Consider the following 18,917-nt stretch of genomic DNA (forward strand, 5'->3'; position numbering starts at 1 on the left):
TGCTTAGTCTTTAAAAGGTTCATCGGTTTCGCGGAATTTGCCGGACATGGATTTAATGACGTAACCGAGACCGCCAAATATTCCGAAGATGGCAACCGCCCATACCAGTATGGGCCTGTACAGAATACCACCATACGTGTAGACATAGAAAATGTAAAAAGCAGCTGCGAACCCCATTAGCAGGAAAAAAGCACCATACAGGTATCCGTACCTGTTTTCTTTTTTGAACTCGCCGCCGTTGGCAGTATAGAGTTCCTCCAGCATTTGCGTGGCTTCTATGTAGTCCATGCCGCGGTAATCGGCCGTGAGGTTTTCTAAGACGTGCTCTCGTGGTGTGCCTTCTTTTACGGCATCCATGGCATAAAGTATGTTATCTTCCTTTACACCCTGGCTCAGGTATTGGGTTTTGATAGCCTCGAACTTCTTCATGGATTGGTTAGGGTTATATAGGGCTACAAATTATAACCAATTTGCCGGTTTTCATAATCAAAGTCCTGCCAGGTATAAAAATCACTTATGCTTCCCCGGTCGATCGTCCATGACAGCTACAGTATCTACCAGTGCTGAATTTTTACGCTCCCGGCGTGGAGGTGGCAAGGTTGCCTTTTCAGGAGGATATAAACTCCGCAGGCGGTCGAGCATAGACTCACCATATTCTGCCCGCCAATGATATGCCCTATTTACACGCTTATAGGGAGTATTCCGGTCGCAGGCGACAATACTGAGCTGGCCGTCCACTATCTTTCCGAAAATAAGCCACTCATCTCCTGTTTGCAATCCTATATTACAAGAAGTAAAGTACGGTCTATCGACAATAGCCGTTATATCCTGCCCCTTAAACTTCTCAATGATGTTGAAATTCCACTTCATTGTACTATGTCCGCCATTACCTGATGTCAGTGTATCAAGTTTTCCCACCTTGACCAATGCTATAAACTCGTATGGCTTAAGGTCTGTTGGTTTATCTATTTTATCGGAGTTACCCGCACATTTGCAGGCGCTGGCTTTACCTGCCCACGAAAACAAAACTACCAGTACCGCTAATTTTAAGTACCTCATCGTGTAAGTCTTTCCTACAGGATGCAGGGAAGAGAGGAATTACATAAACTGTCTACTTCCACAGTTTCGGCAGGTCACTTACCACAGCTGCTACACTCATATAGCCCATTACCGCTACCACGGCCCAGCCGGCCAGTTGCATCCATAATGGGTGACGATATCCTTTCATCAGCTTCGTGTTCATAGCAGCAATCAGGATGATGGCCAGCCCAATCGGCAGGATCAATCCATTGACTACACCAGCAGCAATCAGCAATTGTGTAGGCTTACCAATCCATACAAAGATGATCGTAGAAAGTATGATGAATATTGAAATACACAATCGTTCATAGCGGGCAAACACGGGATGAAAGGTTTTGAAGAAAGAAACAGAAGTATAAGCTGCACCTACTACTGACGAGATAGCCGCGCTCCACAATACGACACCAAAGATGCGGAAGCCTATTTCTCCTGCTGCATGTTTAAACACGCTCGCAGGCGGGTTATTTATATCCAATACCACACCCTGCACCACCACGCCAAGCACCGCCAGAAACAGTACATAACGCATGATGCTGGAGATAACGATGCCGCTCATAGCGCTGCGATCTACCTGGGCCAAATGCTCCCGGCCTTTTATACCGGCATCCAGCAGGCGGTGCGCGCCAGAGAATGTGATGTAGCCGCCTACCGTCCCTCCTACCAACGCCACGATGGCTACTGAGCTTATCTTTTCCGGCATGATGGTCTGCCGCAGCGCTTCTCCCAACGGCGGATGTGCGCTAAACGCAATAAATAAAGTAAGCAGTATCTTGACTACGCCCAGGGTTTTCGTGAAGCCATCCAGCATCTTACCGATCTCGCTGAGCCAGAATAACGCCAATGCCACTATACAACTGATGATAGCTCCTTTTTCAAACGACATACCCGTAAGCACGTTCATACCCAGGCCACAACCTGCAATATTGCCGATGTTAAAAGCAAAGCCACCGAGGATCACCAATACAGCGAGAAAATATCCCAGCCCCGGCAACAGTTGATTGGCTACATCTTGTGCACGCAGCTCACTCACCGTTAATACACGCCAGGTGTTCAGCTGCGCACCAATGTCGAGCAATACCGACACCAGGATCACGAAGCCCATGCCAGCCAGTAATTCCCTTGTGAAGACAGTCGTTTGGGTCAGAAAACCAGGACCGATAGAAGAGTTGGCCATCAGGAAGGCAGCGCCCAATACAGCGCCACCGCCACCAAATACAACACGTTTACTATTGGAAGAAGTGCGGGATCTTTTAAACAGCTGTAATTTCAATACCTTGTTTTTTTAATGCCTGGTGAATACGTTGTGCAAATGTCAGTGCATGCGGGCCGTCGCTGTGAATACAAACCGTTTCGGCATCAAGTGGTATCTTTTTCCCGCTGGTAGTAGTTACAACATCGTCCTTTACCATCTGCAATACGTGCCTGACGCAAACAGCTTCATCCTCGATCAATGCATTGGGTTCGGAACGTGGAGTAAGACTTCCGTCATCGCGGTAAGTTCTATCGGCAAATACTTCACTGTATGTTATGAGCTTTGCAGCATGTGCCTGTTTGACCAGTTCACTGCCGGCAAGGCCATACAGGATCATATTGTTGTCTGTATTCTTTATCGCCCGGCAAATAGTATTTGCCAGAGCAGGATCAGTTGCAGCCATGTTGTACAAAGCTCCATGTGGTTTTACATGGTGCAGGGTTACATCATATAATTTCAGGAAAGCCTGCAAAGCGCCTATCTGGTACACGACCAGGTCATATACCTGCTCAGGAGACAGATTTATATTGGTGCGGCCAAAGTTTTCCCGGTCCATAAAAGAAACATGCGCCCCAATAGCGATCTCTGCCTCCGAGGCAGCTGCTACCAGTTCATGCATGGTGAATGGATCACCGGCATGGAAACCACAAGCTATATTGATGGAGCTGAGGTAAGGAAATAAAGCAATGTCTTTTTCAATATCATAAGGCCAAAGGTGGGTACTCTCCCCCATATCACAGTTAATATCTATTGCTAACATACAAGTTGGTTCAGGTGATCATAACATGCCCGCTGAATAATACTCAGCTCATGCTCCTGTGAAAATAGTAATTCCTCGGCAGTAGGAATGTCAACCATACTAAAATGTATGCTATCGCTGGGTCGCAACTGCGCCAGCTTGGGTAGCTGGGAGGATATTACATGACCGATGCGGGGATAACCACCGGTAGTCTGGTGATCGGCCATCAGCAGGATCAACTGGCCATCGGGCAACAATTGGATGGTGCCGAAGCTGACGCCGGAAGATACCAGCTCTGTTGTTTGCTGACGTTTCAAAGGCACGCCACGCAACTGGTACCCCATCCTGTCGGAGAAGGGATGGATCGTAAAGTTGTTCTCCATCATATCCTGTTGGGAGGTATGTGTCAACTGGCTCCACTCATGACCGATGGTGAATAATATTTCATGGGGTAGCTGATAGGTCTTGCCGGTATCTACCCGCCAGTTGAGCGGCTGGTATTCCCGGCTATCTTTCAGCAGCCCGGCAAAGTAGATGGAGTTCTCTTTAAAAGGTAATTCATCGCCTTTATCCAGTTTGCGCCCTTCGAAGCCGCCGGCGCCTGCTTTCAGGTTGGTGCTGTAGCTGTTGAGCCAGCGCGGTACACAAAAGCCGCCATGCACCGCGAGGTAGCAACGGCTGCCGTATTGCCATTTGGGAAAATGCAGGAGTGTATTTCTTCGTACCACGATGGGCCGCCAGGTACTTACCCGCTCATCATCATTGAGGGTGGGCGTAAAATCAGCCCCGGTAATACTGATGAGGGCATTCTGCTCGAACAAGATCTGCGCCCCGGGAAAATGGATCTCCATCACAGCCTCTCCGGGCTCATTGCCCACCAGCATATTGGCAATGCGGGCCGCATAACTATCCATCACTCCCCCGGGATTGATACCCCAGCTGCTGTAGCCAAACCGGCCCAGGTCCTGGATCGTATCCAGCAAGCCGGGCTTGATGATTGTTAAAGACATAGGAGCCTTTCGGTTTTGAGTTCACAATCGGGAATCGACCAGGTCAGGTAATTCCCGGATCTGTTGGGTTTGTTGGGTTCACAGGGGCTGCTTTCGCTACTTACGCTTCATAAAATACCACTTCGTCTCCAGCTTTTAATAGTACGGGATTTTCGGCCTGAGCGTTGAACAATTGCACGGGCGTACGGCCGATAATGTTCCATCCTCCCGGGCCATTAAAAGGGTAAATGCCTGTTTGTGAGCCTGCTATGCCTATGCTGCCGGCTGGCACGGTCACCGGCTTATCTTTTCGTGGCTGGGCAATCTGATCATCCACGGCCGCCATGTAAGAAAACCCGGGCAGGAAACCAATCATATACACCCGGTAAACCTTTGACGTGTGGATACGTATTACTTCCTGGGGGGTAAGCTGCTTCTGGCGGGCCAGGGCATCGAGGTCCATACCGTTCTCCCCGCCGTAATGAACAGGGATGCGGTGCCTGATGGGGTCGCCATCGGCAAAGTCGCCAGACTGCTGGTAAGCGGTGATCAGCCTTTGTTTGATCCATTCGAACACCGGAGCGGAAGGCTGGTAGTAGTTCCTGATAAATGCGGTATCATATAAAATGGTAAGCGAGGAGTAAGCGGTAATAATGTCTTTCAGGCCGTCGAAGGGATGCTGCTGCAGCCATTGGTGCATGGCCAGTACTTTGCCATTCAGCGATTCGCTGAGGTGGTTACCCAGGTCGATGGTGGCGGCCCCATCACCCACTGAAAATATGACGGGCAATTGGTTCAATGACAGGCGCAGGGATATCCTTACCCACTAAAGATATTGATTCTTATAATAGATAGTGCAGCCGGTACCAGGCAAATCAAAAAAGGTATTCAGGGCACTGGCTTTCCTTTTTTTAGGCGTCCAAGGGGTGGCATCAATTTGTTGCTTTCATGCTTATACACTAAACTTGCACGCCAACAGGCCTATTTTAAACCGTTCAAATAACGTATGGCGAAGAATTTATTGATCGTAGAGTCCCCTGCAAAAGCGAAGACTATTGAGAAGTTCCTGGGCAAAGATTTCGAGGTAAAGAGCTGTTATGGCCATATCCGTGATCTGGAGAAGGACGAGATGGGTATTGATATTAAGAACGGTTACCAACCGCGTTATACCATATCAGAAGATAAAGAGAAGGTAGTAAAGGAGTTACGTACACTGGCCAAGAAATCTGAAGAAGTATGGCTGGCAACGGATGAGGACCGCGAAGGGGAAGCTATCAGCTGGCATTTATGTGAGGTATTGGGATTGGACCCCTCTACCACCAAACGCATTGTATTTCATGAAATTACGAAACCTGCTATCGTAAAGGCAGTAGATGCTCCACGCACCGTGAACATGAACCTCGTGAATGCCCAGCAGGCACGCCGGGTATTGGACCGCATCGTGGGTTTTGAACTGAGCCCCGTGCTCTGGCGCAAAATGAGCATGAAGAACAACCTGAGCGCGGGCCGGGTACAGAGTGTGGCGGTACGCCTTATTGCCGAGCGTGAAAGGGAGATCAATGCTTTTACGCCCGTCAGTTCCTTTAAAATAGAAGCACAGTTCACTGCAAAAGATACGACCGGTAAACAGGTGACCTTTAGCGCTGAAGGCAAGAAGATCAGTCAGGCCGAGGATGCCGAAAAGTTTCTCCAAAGCTGTATTGGCGCCAATTATGTCGTGACCGACATTCAGGTAAAACCGGCCAAGAAATCACCTTCTGCCCCTTTCACTACTTCTACGTTACAGCAGGAAGCCTCCCGTAAGTTTGGCTACTCCGTAAGCCGCACGATGCGGCTGGCTCAGACGCTGTATGAAAGCGGTAATATCACTTATATGCGTACCGACAGTGTGAGCCTGAGTGATACCGCTATGGATGGCATCCGCAAGCAGGTGACCGGCCAGTATGGTGAACGCTACTACCAGCCCCGCAAATACAAGAACAAAAATGAATCGGCCCAGGAAGCGCACGAAGCGATCCGCCCTACTTATATGGAGAACTCCACAGTAGATGATCCGGATACCAAGCGCCTGTACGAGCTGATCTGGAAGCGCACCATGGCCAGCCAGATGGCCGATGCAGAGCTGGAAAAGACCATCGCCAAAATACAGGTATCAACCAATAAGGAAGAGTTGACGTCCAGCGGAGAGGTGCTGAAATTCGAAGGGTTCCTCAAAGTATACCGCGAAGACCGCGACGATGAAGACATAACGGAAGATGAGCAGGCCGAAGGCATGCTGCCTCCTTTGAGTGTGCAACAACAACTGCCTTTAAAGGAAATGAAAGCCATCGAGCGTTTTACCAGGCCACTGCCCCGCTATACGGAAGCATCGCTGGTAAAGAAACTGGAAGAACTCGGTATCGGGCGCCCCTCTACTTACGCGCCTACCATTTCTACGATCCAGAAAAGGACCTATGTAGAGAAAAGAGATAAAGACGGAGTAAAACGTGACTTCCGCGTGTTGCGCCTTGCAGATAATTCGATTAGCAAGGTGGTGGAGCAGGAAAATACCGGCGCCGAGAAATCGAAGCTATTCCCTACCGATCTTGGGTTGGTGGTGACCGACTTTCTGAAGCAGTACTTCGATGATATCATGGATTATGGATTCACTGCCCGCGTGGAAGAAGAGTTTGACGATGTGGCTGCCGGCAAGCTGAAGTGGAACCGCATGATCGACGAGTTTTACGTGCCCTTCAAAAAAGATGTAGAGAATACGATCGTAAATGCTGAACGCATCAAAGGTGAACGTGAGCTGGGTGTTGATCCTGAATCCGGCAAGAAGATCGTGGCCCGCATGGGACGTTATGGCCCCATGGTACAGATAGGCGAAGCCAACGTTGGTGATGATGCAAGTGACGAAAACAAACCACGCTTTGCCGCGCTCAGGAAAGACCAGAGCATCGAGACTATTACGCTCGAAGAGGCCATGAAACTGTTTCAGCTGCCCCGTACGGTGGGTGAATTCGAAGGGCAGGAAGTGATAGTAAATATAGGTCGTTTTGGTCCTTATGTAAAGCTGGGTGAGCAGTTCATCTCCATTCCGCGTGGTGAAGACCCTATGGAAGTAACGCTGGACCGCGCTATCGAGCTCATCAAGGAAAAACAAACCGCAGATGCTCCAATTAGCACTTATGATAACAAGCCCGTTACCAAGGGTAAAGGCCGCTTCGGTCCCTTTATCAAATGGAACGAAATGTTTATCAATGTACCCCGCCGTTATAACTTCGACGCCCTCAGCGCTTCCGATATCAAAGAACTGATCGAAGCCAAGATCAGCAAAGAGGCCAACCGCTATATCCAACACTGGCCGGAAGAGAAGATCGCCGTTGAAAATGGCCGCTGGGGTCCCTTCATCCGCTTTGGCAAGAAAATGCTGAAGCTGGGCAGGAAGGCCGACGACTCCAAATACACGGCTGAAGAGATGGCGCAGGTAAGCCTGGACGACATAAAGAAAATGATCGAAGCCCAGGTGCCTAATGCCTTTGCTAAAAAGACGAAGGCACCAGCCAAAAAAGCAGCTGCCAAGAAAACAGCCACTAAAAAGGCGGCTCCCAAGAAGAAATAATTACGGATGCTGGTACTCAAATACCATCTTACCGAAGAAGAATACTTCGATTACAATTACTACACAGCCTGGTCTGCACCGGAGAAGAAAGGCTATCGCATCCGCTATTACCTGCGGGTATTCCTGCTGTATGCAGCAGTGGCCGTCCTCTTCATCCTGGGCAGCCATAGCCGGCAAAAGGTAGTTGACTTCATCATCTTTGGCGCTATTGCTATTGTTTACTTCCTGCTGGTTCCCTGGCTCATCAAAAGATCGATCGGCCGGCGGGTAAAAGATATCCTGAAACAACCCGAGAACCAGCACGTATTGAGCGAAGCAGAAGTGATCCTGATGGACACCGGGATCATCGACAAAGACGAAGCCTCCGAAACCAAATACAACTGGGACGCCATCGTGCGCAAAGCAGAAACACCTTTCTGTTACTACTTATATACGAACTCCCATCATGCCATCGTTATACCCAAGCGGGCCGTTCGCAATGCCGAAGAAAAAAAGGAGCTGGAGCGGTTATTGAACCAGCACCTGTCACTGACCTCTGAGTTCAGTGGAGAGGATTAATTTTGTATAGCTGCTATTTGTGGATTTGTGGAAAACATTTTCATTTTTTATAAACCAGTTTGCCCGAACTTGACCTTCATATTGAAAGTGTGATAGTTGTGAAGCTGTAAACCATGGAAGAAAATAAAGAAATATCAGCCCTGTTTCATTTGTTGGACGACCCCGATGCAGAGGTATATGACGCAGTGTCGACGCGCATTATCGACTACGGCAAAGGCATTATACCCAACCTGGAGAATCTGTGGGAGAACACCATCAGCGAAGAGATACAGGAAAAGATAGAAGTGCTGATACATCGTCTTCACCTCCGTGATCTGTCTGAAGAAGTAGTGGCCTGGAACAAAAATACACACCAGGACCTTCTCACCGGCGCATTGCTGGTATCGCGTTTTCAATATCCCGATCTCGCTACCGCTCAGGTATACCAGGAGATCGAAAAGCTACGCCGCAACATCTGGCTGGAGCTAAACAACTACCTCACTCCATTGGAACAGGTGAACGTGCTCACCAGCATCCTGTATAACTATTACAGCCTGCGTGGCGCTGAAGTTGGTTATCAGCATCCGGAAGAATTCCTGATCAACAAACAACTGGAAACCAAGCGCGGCAATGCCATCGCCAACGGTATTCTATATCTCATCCTGAGCGAACTGCTGGACGTACCCGTACGTGCCATCAACATACCCCGTCAGTTTGTATTAGCTTATTTCAAGTCGGATTACGACTTCAACCGTCATACTGCCGACTTCCTGTATAAAGCAGAGTTTTTCATTGACCCCATGAGTGGGCAGGTCTTTACCCATAAGGACGTAGAGAACTATTTCAAACGCATCAACGTTCCGCCGGTTCCCTCCTACTTCAAGCCACTCTCCAACAAGCGCATCATACAATCGCTGCTGGAAGAGTTCAGTAAATGTTTCGACACGGACAAAACCCGTTACAAGCAACAGGAGCTGATCACCCTTTCAGAAATGATCGTGGACGAGCCCGATGAACAACCCGGCGAAGAGACACCGCCGCCTCCTGCAGAATAAACATACTCCTTACGCTTTTGTTATTTACTTGTTATCCCTGACAATGCAGTGTGATTTACACGACCTTCGGTAAGCATTGTGCTTCATTCAATCGCTTGTACAAATCATGGATTCATTTGTAGCAACCCGCTTTTCGCGGGCATCTGGTTTGCAGTGCTGCATCCGGTAGCTAAAATCATCCTATATTTATTTAGCATATAATCATTACGTATTTAACAAACCAAATCATAGTGTATGAAAGCCAATATTGGACTTACAGACAAGAACGCGCAGCAGATAGCAGCCACCCTGAATAAAATTCTGGCCAATGAGCACATTCTGTATGCCAAGACGCACAATTACCATTGGAATTATATAGGCGACAACTTCATGGAGATGCACAAGTTTTACGAAGGGCAGTATGAAGAACTGGCTGAAATGATTGATGAGGTAGCAGAGCGTATCCGCATGATCGGTCATTTTGCCGAAGGCCGGTTGAAGGAATACCTGAAGCTCACCGACCTGGAAGAACCAGCGCCTACCCCCGATCAGCAAAAGCAGGTGCGCAACCTGCTCGATGACCATGAAACAGTGATCCGCCAGTTGCGCCAGCAGGTAGACATCATGCAGGACAAATTGAAGGACGCCGGCACTGCCGACTTCCTCACCGGCCTGATGGAAAAACACGAAAAAATGGCCTGGATGCTGCGTTCATATCTGAAGTAAGTACATGTCACCCTGAGCTTGTCGAAGAGTCACCAAATGAGGTTTCGACAAGCTCAACCTGACATTGAAATAATAAAAAAGGAGATGCCCCGTCAGCATCTCCTTTTTCATTTAGCTTGAATATGATTACAAAGACAAGCTCCAGCCGTCGCGGTATTCGCGCTTTACAAACTGGTTGGCTTCGTCGAAGTTGGTAATCTTCATGTTCTTTGCATCCCACAACAGCTTCTTACGGCCGAGGTATTTGTCGTCCCAACCTTTGCCTTTCGGATTCCTCAGCAGGTAGCTGCGGATAGCAAGGTTAGAGATCAGGATACTTTCAGTGAACGGACCAGCAAATGAGAATGGTGAGCTGGTTTCGCCTTTACCATAACCTGCGATACAGGCGTTCACCCACTGTACGTAGTGACCTTCGGGAACACGCTTGATCGTTTCCTTCGGCATGGTCTTTTCCTGCATCAGGCGCGTAGGCAGCAAACGAGGTTTGGCACCATAACAATCGCACATGATCTTACCTTTTGTTCCGATGAAGATAGTACCACCGTCCCAGTTGCCCATTGGCTCATCTGGTCCGAGTTCTTCCGGACGCTCAGGCAGCAAGCCACCATCATGCCAGGACACGCGGATGTTTCCTTTACCGTCTTTACGGGGGTATACCAGGTGTACAATAGAAGAAGGAGGACAGCTTTCAGGATTAGTCGTATCGTTCCACATTTCTTTCCAGATAGTAGCTACGCTGGCTTCTACGCTGGAAGGATAGTCGATCGGCAGAATGCGGTATACAGGGTCCATGATGTGGCACGCCATATCACCGAGGGAACCGGTACCGAAATTCCACCATCCGCGCCAGTTGAAAGGCAGGTAGGCAGGGTTGTAATCGATTTTCTTGGCAGGGCCGAGCCAGAGGTCCCAATCCAGTGTAGAAGGAACTTCAAACTGACCTGATGGTGTAGGTACACCTTGTGGCCATACCGGACGATTGGTCCAGCACTGAACAGTATGCACTTCACCGATCATACCGGCGTCAACCATTTCTTTCATCTTACGAACACCGTCGCCGGAACCACCCTGGTTACCCATCTGGGTAACTACTTTGTATTTCTTGGCAGCCTCCGTGAGGATACGTGCTTCGTAAATATCATGCGTCATGGGTTTCTGGCAATACACGTGCTTACCCATTTGCATGGCAGCCAGTGCAGCCACTGCGTGGGTGTTATCAGGTGTAGATACAGAAACCGCATCTATGTTCTTACCTTCTTTTGCCAGCATTTCCCGGAAGTCCCTGTAATAAGTAGCCTTGGGGAAACGTTCGCGTGATTTCTTTGCCCGGGTATCGTCTACATCCACCAATGCTACAATGTTGGCATTGGGGCTTTTTGCAAACTCAGCCAGATCGCTTTCGCCTTTACCACCAGCGCCAATACCGGCAATATTCAGCTTATCACTGGGCGCGATAAAGCCTTTACCTAATACGTGACGTGGAACGATGAAGAAACCAGCAGCCGCCAGCGAAGAGTTACGGATAAAAGCGCGGCGCGTGGGTTGGGTCGTTTGCTTCTTTTTCATAACGACAAACTTGGTTTTAGTTTTATAAGTTAAACAAGAGCAGTGATATAACGATTTAGCAGCCAATTTACGCCCTTCCTTCCATTCCCCGAAATAAAAATTAGAGCTCCAGTTTCCAGCTACCCCGGTATTGACGTTTGATAAACTGGTTGGCCGGCTCAAAGTTGGTGACCTTCATATTTGCACCATCCCAGAGCAGTTTTTTGCGGCCGGTAAATTTCTTATTGCCTTTGCTGTCGGTTTCACTGTAATAGAAGCTACGTATACCCAGATTGCCCATCAACACCGTTTCTGTAAGCGGGCCTGCCATCTCAAAAGGTGAGCTGGTGTAGGCTCCATGACCTTTTTTGCAGGCATCCGTCCATTGCGTCTGGTGTCCTTCAGGGCCACGCACCACATAAGGACGGTCAGGCTTGGGCAACTTAGCGCCCTTGAACTTATTGTCTGGCAGCAACCGGGCATTTTCACCAAAGATGCCGGCGAGGATCTTGCCCTTGGTTCCTTCGAAGAGGATACCGCCACTGTCTTCGCCAAAGGCTTCATCGGCCGATAATTCCTCCGGACGGCGGGGCATGATGCCACCATCGTACCAGATCATTTCCACCGGCACCATTTTACCCCTGGCCGGGAACATGATATGCGATTTGGAAGAAGGCGGATAACTATCTGTATTAAATACTTCCTGGAAGAAGCCACTCCATACTCTTGTTACACTTGATTCCACAGAAATGGGATAACGCAGCTTTAGGGCACGGTAAGGAACATCGATGAAATGGCAACCCATATCACCCAATGAACCGGTTCCAAAATCAACCCATCCGCGCCAGATAGCCGGGATATAAGAAGGATTGAAATCGCGATAGGGAGCAGTACCCAGCCAGAGTTCCCAATCTACTTCAGCAGGCACGGCAAATTGGCCTTTAGGCGTAGCGATACCTTGTGGCCAGGTAGGCCTGTTGGTCCATACATGCACCGTGTGCACATCACCAATGACACCATTTTGCACCCACGATTCTACATTGCGTGTACCATCACTGCTACTGCCCTGGTTGCCCATTTGGGTAACGACCTTGTATTTCTCTGCGGCCTGCGTTAAAATGCGGGCTTCATAAATATCATGTGTAAGTGGTTTCTCTACATATACGTGCTTACCCAATTGCATACAAGGCAATGCAATCACTGCATGCATGTGATCGGGTGTGCTTACCATCACCGCATCAATGGATTTGCCTTGCTTGTCCAGCATCTCCCTGAAATCGCGGTAATAAGTAGCCTGAGGATGCTTCTTGCGGGAATCTGCGGCCTGACGATCATCTACGTCGCACAACGCTACAATGTTTTCCGCACCTTTATTATAAGCCAGCTCAATGTTTACAATGCCCTTGCCTCCTGCCCCAACAGCAGCAATGTTCAGTTTGTCACTCGGGGCCTTGTACCCTCTGCCCAATACATGGCGGGGCACAATGAAAAAACCGGCAGCAGCTAAAGAAGTGTTACGGATAAATTTTCGGCGGGACGATGATTGGTTCTTTTTCATATTGCAATGGAATGGTTTGGTTGGATGAATTAGATAGCTTATTTGTTATTTTTGATTAAACACTTTTAATACATGACGATTACCTGGGACGACTTCGAAAAGATCGACATTCGCGTCGGAACAATTCTGGAAGTTACCGATTTTCCAAAAGCTAAAAAGCCTGCATACCAAATTACTATCGATTTCGGTGAGTCGGGGGTTAAAAAATCATCAGCACAGATCACTGCTATGTACAGCAAAGATGAATTAATCGGCAAACAGGTTGTAGCCATCGTAAATTTTCCGCCCAAACAGATTGCCAATTTCTTCAGCGAATGCCTGGTGCTGGGCGTGTATACTGATAAAAAAGACGTAGTTTTATTGCAACCCGAACGAAAAGTGGAGAATGGCTGGAAAATTGGGTAAAGCTCATGTCAACTACATTCACCACATACTATCATTCGCCCGTAGGATTACTACGTATTTCCGGCACTGATCAATACGTGAGTGAAGTGCATTTTATGAAATCGGAAGAAGTAGCTACCGCTCCCCCATCTTCACCTAACCTTCCTCCCCTCGCCATACAGGTCACCGAACAGCTGATACAATACTTTCATGGCGACCGCCGGGTATTTGAACTGCCCCTTTATCAGAAAGGGACCGAATTCCAGGAAAAAGTGTGGAATGAACTCATGAACATACCTTTTGGTAAAACCATCAGCTACATCGAGCTTTCCCGCCGCCTGGGTGACCCCAAGGCCATCCGCGCTGCCAGCTCGGCCAACGGAAAAAACAACCTTGCCATTATTGTACCCTGCCACCGGGTAATAGGCGCCAAAGGCGAACTGGTTGGATATGGCGGCGGACTGCCCCGCAAAAAATGGCTGCTCAACCATGAGAACAAAGTGGCGCACGGTGTACAGACCCTCTTTTAAGATTGTCGTAAATATTCAATACTACCCAAAAGCTGACAGTTAATTTTGCCTTGAAATACCAGGGTATATGAACATATTAGTTGTGGGCGACAGCATTACGAGAGGAAACATCGGCGCAAGCTATATTGCGCCGCTTAAGAAGTTGTTTCCTCACTTGCGTATTACCAACCTGGCAACCAATGGCGAGACCATCCAGTTAATTACCCATCGTTTGCTCGCAGCACTCAAAGTAAACAGCAACTACGATTACATCATCCTGCAGGGAGGTTATAACGATATCATCCTGCCCCACTTTCAACAAGGCAACCGGTTGTTCCGGCTTGCTCATCGTATCCAGTTGAAGAAAGGAATCATCCCGCTCACAGACGCACAGCACTTCGCTACGCACCTGAAGCAAACCATCCAAATAGTCAAAGCACAAAGCGCCGCAAAGATCATTTTGGTAACGATGGGATGTATTAGCGAGTCGCTGTCTTCTCCGCTCAACGAACAACGGTCAACATATAATAACTGCATTCGTGAAATAGCCCACAAAGAATCTCTCCTGCTGGCAGACTGCGGTAAGCTTTTCGACATACGCCTACAAAGAAGCCCACAACGGTCTTATTTTATCGAGAGCTTATTTGCGGTGACCATTATCGACCGACTGGTATCCAAATTAGCGTGCGGCCCACGCCTATTGAGCAAGCAAAGAAACCTGCAACTAACCATCGACGGTGTTCACCTCAACAACCAGGGTGCAGCCATCTTCAGCCATGTCATTGGAAGTTTACTAATCCATGAGGCGGCAACCGGCACTATCAACCACCAGCTGCGCTTTTTCCGGACCCCGGAAGCCATATTGCATTAATTTTGAGCTGCAGCATTGGATGCCATCCTTTTTGAACCTACTTTTAATACTGGTTCAAATCCAATTGCTCAATGACAAAACTTGCTCTCCTTCAGGGTGACATTACCAAGGTACAGGCCGACGCCATTGTCAATGCAGCCAATAGCTCCCTCTTGGGCGGTGGCGGCGTAGACGGCGCTATTCACCGCGCCGGCGGTCCTGCCATTCTCGAAGACTGTGTCAAGATCAGGAACAGACAGGGAAGCTGTCCTACCGGGGAAGCAGTTATTACCACCGGCGGCAACCTGCCTGCCCGCTATGTGATCCATACCGTAGGCCCTGTCTGGCAGGGCGGCAACAACCGGGAACGAGAATTGCTATCAAACTGCTACCGGAACACATTAACTATCGCAATCGAGTATGGCATCAAAACCCTGGCCTTTCCCAACATCAGTACCGGCATATACCGGTTTCCCAAAGCAGCAGCGGCTGCAGTGGCGGTTGCTACTGTGCAGGAATTCATTGCAGCTCACCCCGGTAAAGTGGAAACGATCACCTTCGTTTGTTTTGATGAAGAGAATTACCGGCTTTATGAACAATTATTGCAAAAATCATAACAGACAGATCATATAATCAACTTGACGTATTTTACAATCATAATAGCACCAAAAGAGAAAGCCAATCATGCCATTTAAAGCACTCTGGGTTACAGAAACCGCCGACGGGAAATTTGAACGCAACATCGTAGAAAGGGTTATTGACGACCTGCCTCCTGGCGAGGTAGTGATCAGGGTTTTGTATTCTTCCCTCAATTATAAAGATGCCCTCTCTGCCACCGGCAATAAGGGCATTACCCGTAAATATCCGCATACGCCTGGTATCGACGCAGCCGGCATTGTAGAGATCAGCCGCAATGAGCAATTTGCTACCGGCGACGAAGTGATCATTACCGGTCACGACCTGGGCATGAACACCGCCGGCGGCTATGGAGAGTTCATCCGTGTGCCTGCCTCCTGGGTAATACGCAGGCCCGAAGGATATACCCTCAGAGAATGTATGATATTAGGAACAGCCGGCATCACCGCCGCCCTGGGCCTCCATAAAATGGAACTGCTGGGCCTTACCCCATCACAAGGTCCCATCGTAGTAACTGGCTCTACGGGTGGCGTGGGCAGCGTAGCTGTATCCTTATTAGGCAAAGCCGGCTATGAGGTCATTGCCGTAACGGGTAAAAGCCACGCGCATGATTATCTCGTACATCTCGGCGCTCATAAAGTAGAAAGCCGCGATTTTGTCAACGACACCTCCGGCAAAGCGTTGCTGCGCCCTCAATGGGCAGGCGCTATCGATACGGTGGGCGGCAACACCCTGCTCACCTTGTTGAAAGGTTGCAAACCCGAAGGATCGGTAGTCAGCACCGGCCTGGTATCCTCACCCAAACTCGATGCTACTGTATATCCGTTTATTCTCAACGGCGTTAGCCTGCTGGGTGTAGGTTCTGCAGAAACACCTATGTCCACGCGCCTGCTGGTGTGGGACAAGCTGAAAGATGTATGGAACATCAAGGATAAACTCAACGCTGTTGTTAAAGAAGTAACGCTCGACGAGCTCAACCTCACGTATATCGACTCCATCCTGCAAGGAAAGATCATGGGCAGGATCGTGGTAAAAATTGCGGAGAAATAATATGGACCTGTTGCAATGGAAAGTGGTCAGGGTAATTCCTGAAGCCCAACACACCATTAGTTATGTACTGGAAACGATGAGTGGGCAGCCAGTACAATATGAAGCTGGGCAATTCCTCACCTTTCTCGTCGATTACCACGGGCAGGAAATAAGGCGCTCTTATTCCCTTGGTTCCACACCCGGCATCGACCCACAGGTATTTATCACAGTAAAGAAAAAAGAGAATGGTGCTGTCTCCCGCCATATACTGGAACATTGGTCTGAGGGCACCATCGTCAACAGCCTGCCACCCAGTGGCCGGTTTACCCTTGCTACCGATCCCGCCAACAGCAGACAGGTATTCTTCATAGCCGCCGGCAGTGGCATCACCCCAGTGTTTGCATTGCTCAAAAAGTTGCTACGTGATGAACCCCGCAGCAAGGCCATCCTGCTATATCAAAACCACGATGAGAACAACATTATTTACAACGGAGCCATACAACAACTGAAAGAGCATTATACAGATCGCTTCACCCGCATCGATCTGCTCAGCTCGCCCATACTACAGGAGCTTCCTCATCACCGCCTTAACAATGGCCTGTTCGAGATCATCATCAACAAACACTATCAACAACATCACACCAATACCCTCTTCTATACCTGCGGCCCACCCTCATTCATGCGCATGGTACAGTTCACCCTGCGGGTGATGGGCATAGCAGAAGACCAGATCCGTAAAGAAAATTTTACGGTCGATACCGTACCGCCGCCAGCTTTCAGTATTGACACAGCACCACGCACGGTGCGGGTAAAGCAGGGAGAACGCTACCACGAGTTCACCGTCTCCTACCCTAATACTATTTTACAGGCAGCCCTCAACCAACACATCAAACTGCCTTACAGCTGCCGGGGCGGACGTTGTTCTGCCTGTACAGCCCGTTGCCTCAGCGGCACCGTAAAAATGAACCTCAACGAAGTATTGACAGAAAAAGACATACAAAACGGCCTTGTATTGACGTGTGTTGGGTATGCAGTGACAGATTTACTGCTTGAACTGTAAACAAAAAAGAATCGCCATGCGTTATACAACAGAATACCGCATTTCGCAAATAGTCCAGGGGCCCGCTTTTTGCAAATAGGTTTAATTTTGACCTTCAAAACGGCATTATTTTATGGACGGACATCAAAAAAAGGTGGTAGTCATCGGCGGAGGCTTCGCCGGCGTCCACCTGATACAACAGTTAGCTAAAGACAATCGTTTCTTTATTACACTGGTAGACAGGAACAACTACAACTTCTTTCCTCCACTTATCTACCAGGTATCCGCAGGCTTTCTTGAACCTTCCAATATCAGCTATCCCTTCCGAAAACTATACCACCACAAAAAGAATATCAACTTCCGCATGGCGGAGTTTATAAAGGTGATCCCCGAGCAAAATAAGGTGGTGCTGTCTACCGGAGAATTAGACTACGACTATCTCGTCTTTGCCACCGGCACACAAAGTAACTTCTTTGGCCTCGAGAACGTGCAAAAGAAGGCAGTGCCCATGAAGACCATCAACGATGCCATAGAACTACGCAACTACATCTTACAAACCGTCGAGAAAGCGACCATCACCACCGATCCGGAGGAGCGTAAAAAGCTACTCACCATCGTAGTGACCGGCGCCGGTCCCAGTGGTGTAGAGATATCCGGCATCCTGGCCGAAATGAAAAACGGCATCTACAAAAAAGACTACCCGGAACTGATAGGTCAGCCCGGCGCCATCTACCTGATCGATTCCAACGCCAAGGTATTAGCACCCATGAGCCAAAAATCACAGGACTATACCTACAATGCCCTGCAGGAATTGGGCATCAAAGTGCTGTTGAATAAACAAGTGAAGGATTATGTCGATGGCAGTGTAGTACTGGCCGATGGAGAGAAGATACCGACAGATACCCTTATCTGGACAGCAGGCGTTATCGCAACAGAATTACCTGGCCTGCCTAAAGAAAGCATTACACGCGGTCGCAGGGTGATGGTTGATGCCTACAATAAAGTACAGGGCCTCGATAACGTATACGCCTTGGGTGATAGCTGCATCATGACCACCGACCCGGCCTTCCCCAATGGACATCCGCAGCTGGCACAGCCGGCCATACAGCAAGGACAAAACCTGGCTAAGAACCTGCGGAATATGGCCGACAATAAACCATTGAAGCCTTTTAAATATTGGGATAAAGGCACCATGGCCATTATCGGAAAAACAAAAGCCGTGGCCGATATTGGCAAACTGCATTTCAAAGGCATTATTGCCGCGCTCATCTGGGGTTTCATCCACATCTGGTCATTGATCAACTACCGCAACAAGGTGAAGACATTCTTCAACTGGGCCTTTGTTTGGTTTACCAGGGATGTGGGCATGCGCTTTATCTTCCGTCCAAACAGGAAGGAGCTATAAA

General features: G+C 48.8%; 19 protein-coding genes. 11 read left to right on the plus strand and 8 right to left on the minus strand.

The features are described 5' to 3' along the window. Nucleotides 1-3: 3 nt before the first annotated feature. The 6 genes from AC5JBY_RS19310 to pxpB all read right to left on the minus strand — a co-directional run bounded on the left by AC5JBY_RS19310 (nucleotide 4) and on the right by pxpB (nucleotide 4,859). Nucleotides 4-429, minus strand: coding sequence for a hypothetical protein (locus AC5JBY_RS19310; RefSeq protein WP_495906280.1), 426 nt, complete (start codon nucleotides 427-429; stop codon nucleotides 4-6). 81 nt (nucleotides 430-510) lie between these two features. Continuing rightward, the gene (locus AC5JBY_RS19315; protein WP_495906281.1) at nucleotides 511-1,059 is read right to left on the minus strand and encodes a hypothetical protein; all 549 of its coding nucleotides are present in this window, start codon (nucleotides 1,057-1,059) and stop codon (nucleotides 511-513) included. 52 nt (nucleotides 1,060-1,111) lie between these two features. Beyond that, nucleotides 1,112-2,350, minus strand: a complete 1,239-nt coding sequence (locus AC5JBY_RS19320; RefSeq protein WP_495906282.1) for an NRAMP family divalent metal transporter — start codon at nucleotides 2,348-2,350, stop codon at nucleotides 1,112-1,114. Continuing rightward, nucleotides 2,331-3,092, minus strand: a complete 762-nt coding sequence (locus AC5JBY_RS19325; protein ID WP_495906283.1) for a LamB/YcsF family protein — start codon at nucleotides 3,090-3,092, stop codon at nucleotides 2,331-2,333. The genes AC5JBY_RS19320 and AC5JBY_RS19325 overlap by 20 nt, the downstream gene beginning before the upstream one ends. Beyond that, nucleotides 3,086-4,081 carry a 5-oxoprolinase subunit C family protein gene (locus tag AC5JBY_RS19330; protein ID WP_495906284.1) on the minus strand — a complete coding sequence of 332 codons (996 nt, stop codon included), beginning with the start codon at nucleotides 4,079-4,081 and terminating at the stop codon, nucleotides 3,086-3,088. Before AC5JBY_RS19330 ends, AC5JBY_RS19325 begins: the two co-directional genes overlap by 7 nt. 100 nt (nucleotides 4,082-4,181) lie before the next feature. Then, nucleotides 4,182-4,859 carry a 5-oxoprolinase subunit PxpB gene (pxpB, locus tag AC5JBY_RS19335; protein WP_495906285.1) on the minus strand — a complete coding sequence of 226 codons (678 nt, stop codon included), beginning with the start codon at nucleotides 4,857-4,859 and terminating at the stop codon, nucleotides 4,182-4,184. Between the two features lie 207 nt (nucleotides 4,860-5,066). Here pxpB and topA point away from each other — a divergent pair, with 207 nt between their 5' ends. The 4 genes from topA (at nucleotide 5,067) to AC5JBY_RS19355 (ending at nucleotide 9,961) form a co-directional block, all read left to right on the plus strand. Beyond that, the gene (topA, locus tag AC5JBY_RS19340) at nucleotides 5,067-7,664 is read left to right on the plus strand and encodes a type I DNA topoisomerase (protein WP_495906286.1); all 2,598 of its coding nucleotides are present in this window, start codon (nucleotides 5,067-5,069) and stop codon (nucleotides 7,662-7,664) included. Between the two features lie 6 nt (nucleotides 7,665-7,670). Continuing rightward, a complete protein-coding gene (locus AC5JBY_RS19345) occupies nucleotides 7,671-8,222 on the plus strand; it encodes a YcxB family protein (protein WP_495906287.1) in 552 nt (183 codons plus the stop codon). 113 nt (nucleotides 8,223-8,335) lie between these two features. Continuing rightward, entirely contained in the window at nucleotides 8,336-9,256 is a 921-nt protein-coding gene (locus AC5JBY_RS19350; protein WP_495906288.1) for a transglutaminase family protein, read from the plus strand. 234 nt (nucleotides 9,257-9,490) lie between these two features. Next, nucleotides 9,491-9,961, plus strand: a complete 471-nt coding sequence (locus AC5JBY_RS19355; protein ID WP_495906289.1) for a Dps family protein — start codon at nucleotides 9,491-9,493, stop codon at nucleotides 9,959-9,961. A 126-nt stretch (nucleotides 9,962-10,087) separates the two neighbouring features. On the opposite strand, the gene AC5JBY_RS19360 is transcribed toward AC5JBY_RS19355, so the two are convergent. Next, entirely contained in the window at nucleotides 10,088-11,527 is a 1,440-nt protein-coding gene (locus tag AC5JBY_RS19360; RefSeq protein WP_495906290.1) for a Gfo/Idh/MocA family protein, read from the minus strand. A 100-nt stretch (nucleotides 11,528-11,627) separates the two neighbouring features. After that, nucleotides 11,628-13,064 carry a Gfo/Idh/MocA family protein gene (locus AC5JBY_RS19365; RefSeq protein ID WP_495906291.1) on the minus strand — a complete coding sequence of 479 codons (1,437 nt, stop codon included), beginning with the start codon at nucleotides 13,062-13,064 and terminating at the stop codon, nucleotides 11,628-11,630. Between the two features lie 72 nt (nucleotides 13,065-13,136). Here AC5JBY_RS19365 and AC5JBY_RS19370 point away from each other — a divergent pair, with 72 nt between their 5' ends. From AC5JBY_RS19370 to AC5JBY_RS19400, 7 genes are all read left to right on the plus strand, one after another. After that, nucleotides 13,137-13,469, plus strand: a complete 333-nt coding sequence (locus AC5JBY_RS19370; protein ID WP_495906292.1) for a tRNA-binding protein — start codon at nucleotides 13,137-13,139, stop codon at nucleotides 13,467-13,469. Between the two features lie 5 nt (nucleotides 13,470-13,474). After that, entirely contained in the window at nucleotides 13,475-13,978 is a 504-nt protein-coding gene (locus AC5JBY_RS19375) for a methylated-DNA--[protein]-cysteine S-methyltransferase (RefSeq protein ID WP_495906293.1), read from the plus strand. A gap of 67 nt (nucleotides 13,979-14,045) precedes the next feature. Then, nucleotides 14,046-14,828, plus strand: a complete 783-nt coding sequence (locus AC5JBY_RS19380; protein WP_495906294.1) for an SGNH/GDSL hydrolase family protein — start codon at nucleotides 14,046-14,048, stop codon at nucleotides 14,826-14,828. Between the two features lie 71 nt (nucleotides 14,829-14,899). After that, on the plus strand, nucleotides 14,900-15,424 hold the full coding sequence (locus tag AC5JBY_RS19385; protein WP_495906295.1) for an O-acetyl-ADP-ribose deacetylase: 525 nt from the start codon (nucleotides 14,900-14,902) through the stop codon (nucleotides 15,422-15,424). Nucleotides 15,425-15,491: 67 nt separating this feature from the next. Further along, on the plus strand, nucleotides 15,492-16,493 hold the full coding sequence (locus AC5JBY_RS19390; RefSeq protein ID WP_495906296.1) for a YhdH/YhfP family quinone oxidoreductase: 1,002 nt from the start codon (nucleotides 15,492-15,494) through the stop codon (nucleotides 16,491-16,493). Between the two features lies 1 nt (nucleotide 16,494). Then, complete coding sequence (locus AC5JBY_RS19395; protein ID WP_495906297.1) at nucleotides 16,495-17,532, plus strand: flavin reductase family protein; 1,038 nt, start codon at nucleotides 16,495-16,497, stop codon at nucleotides 17,530-17,532. Nucleotides 17,533-17,644: 112 nt separating this feature from the next. Continuing rightward, complete coding sequence (locus AC5JBY_RS19400; protein ID WP_495906298.1) at nucleotides 17,645-18,916, plus strand: NAD(P)/FAD-dependent oxidoreductase; 1,272 nt, start codon at nucleotides 17,645-17,647, stop codon at nucleotides 18,914-18,916. Nucleotide 18,917: the final 1 nt, after the last annotated feature.

The sequence above is a fragment of the Paraflavitalea sp. genome (assembly GCF_059502485.1).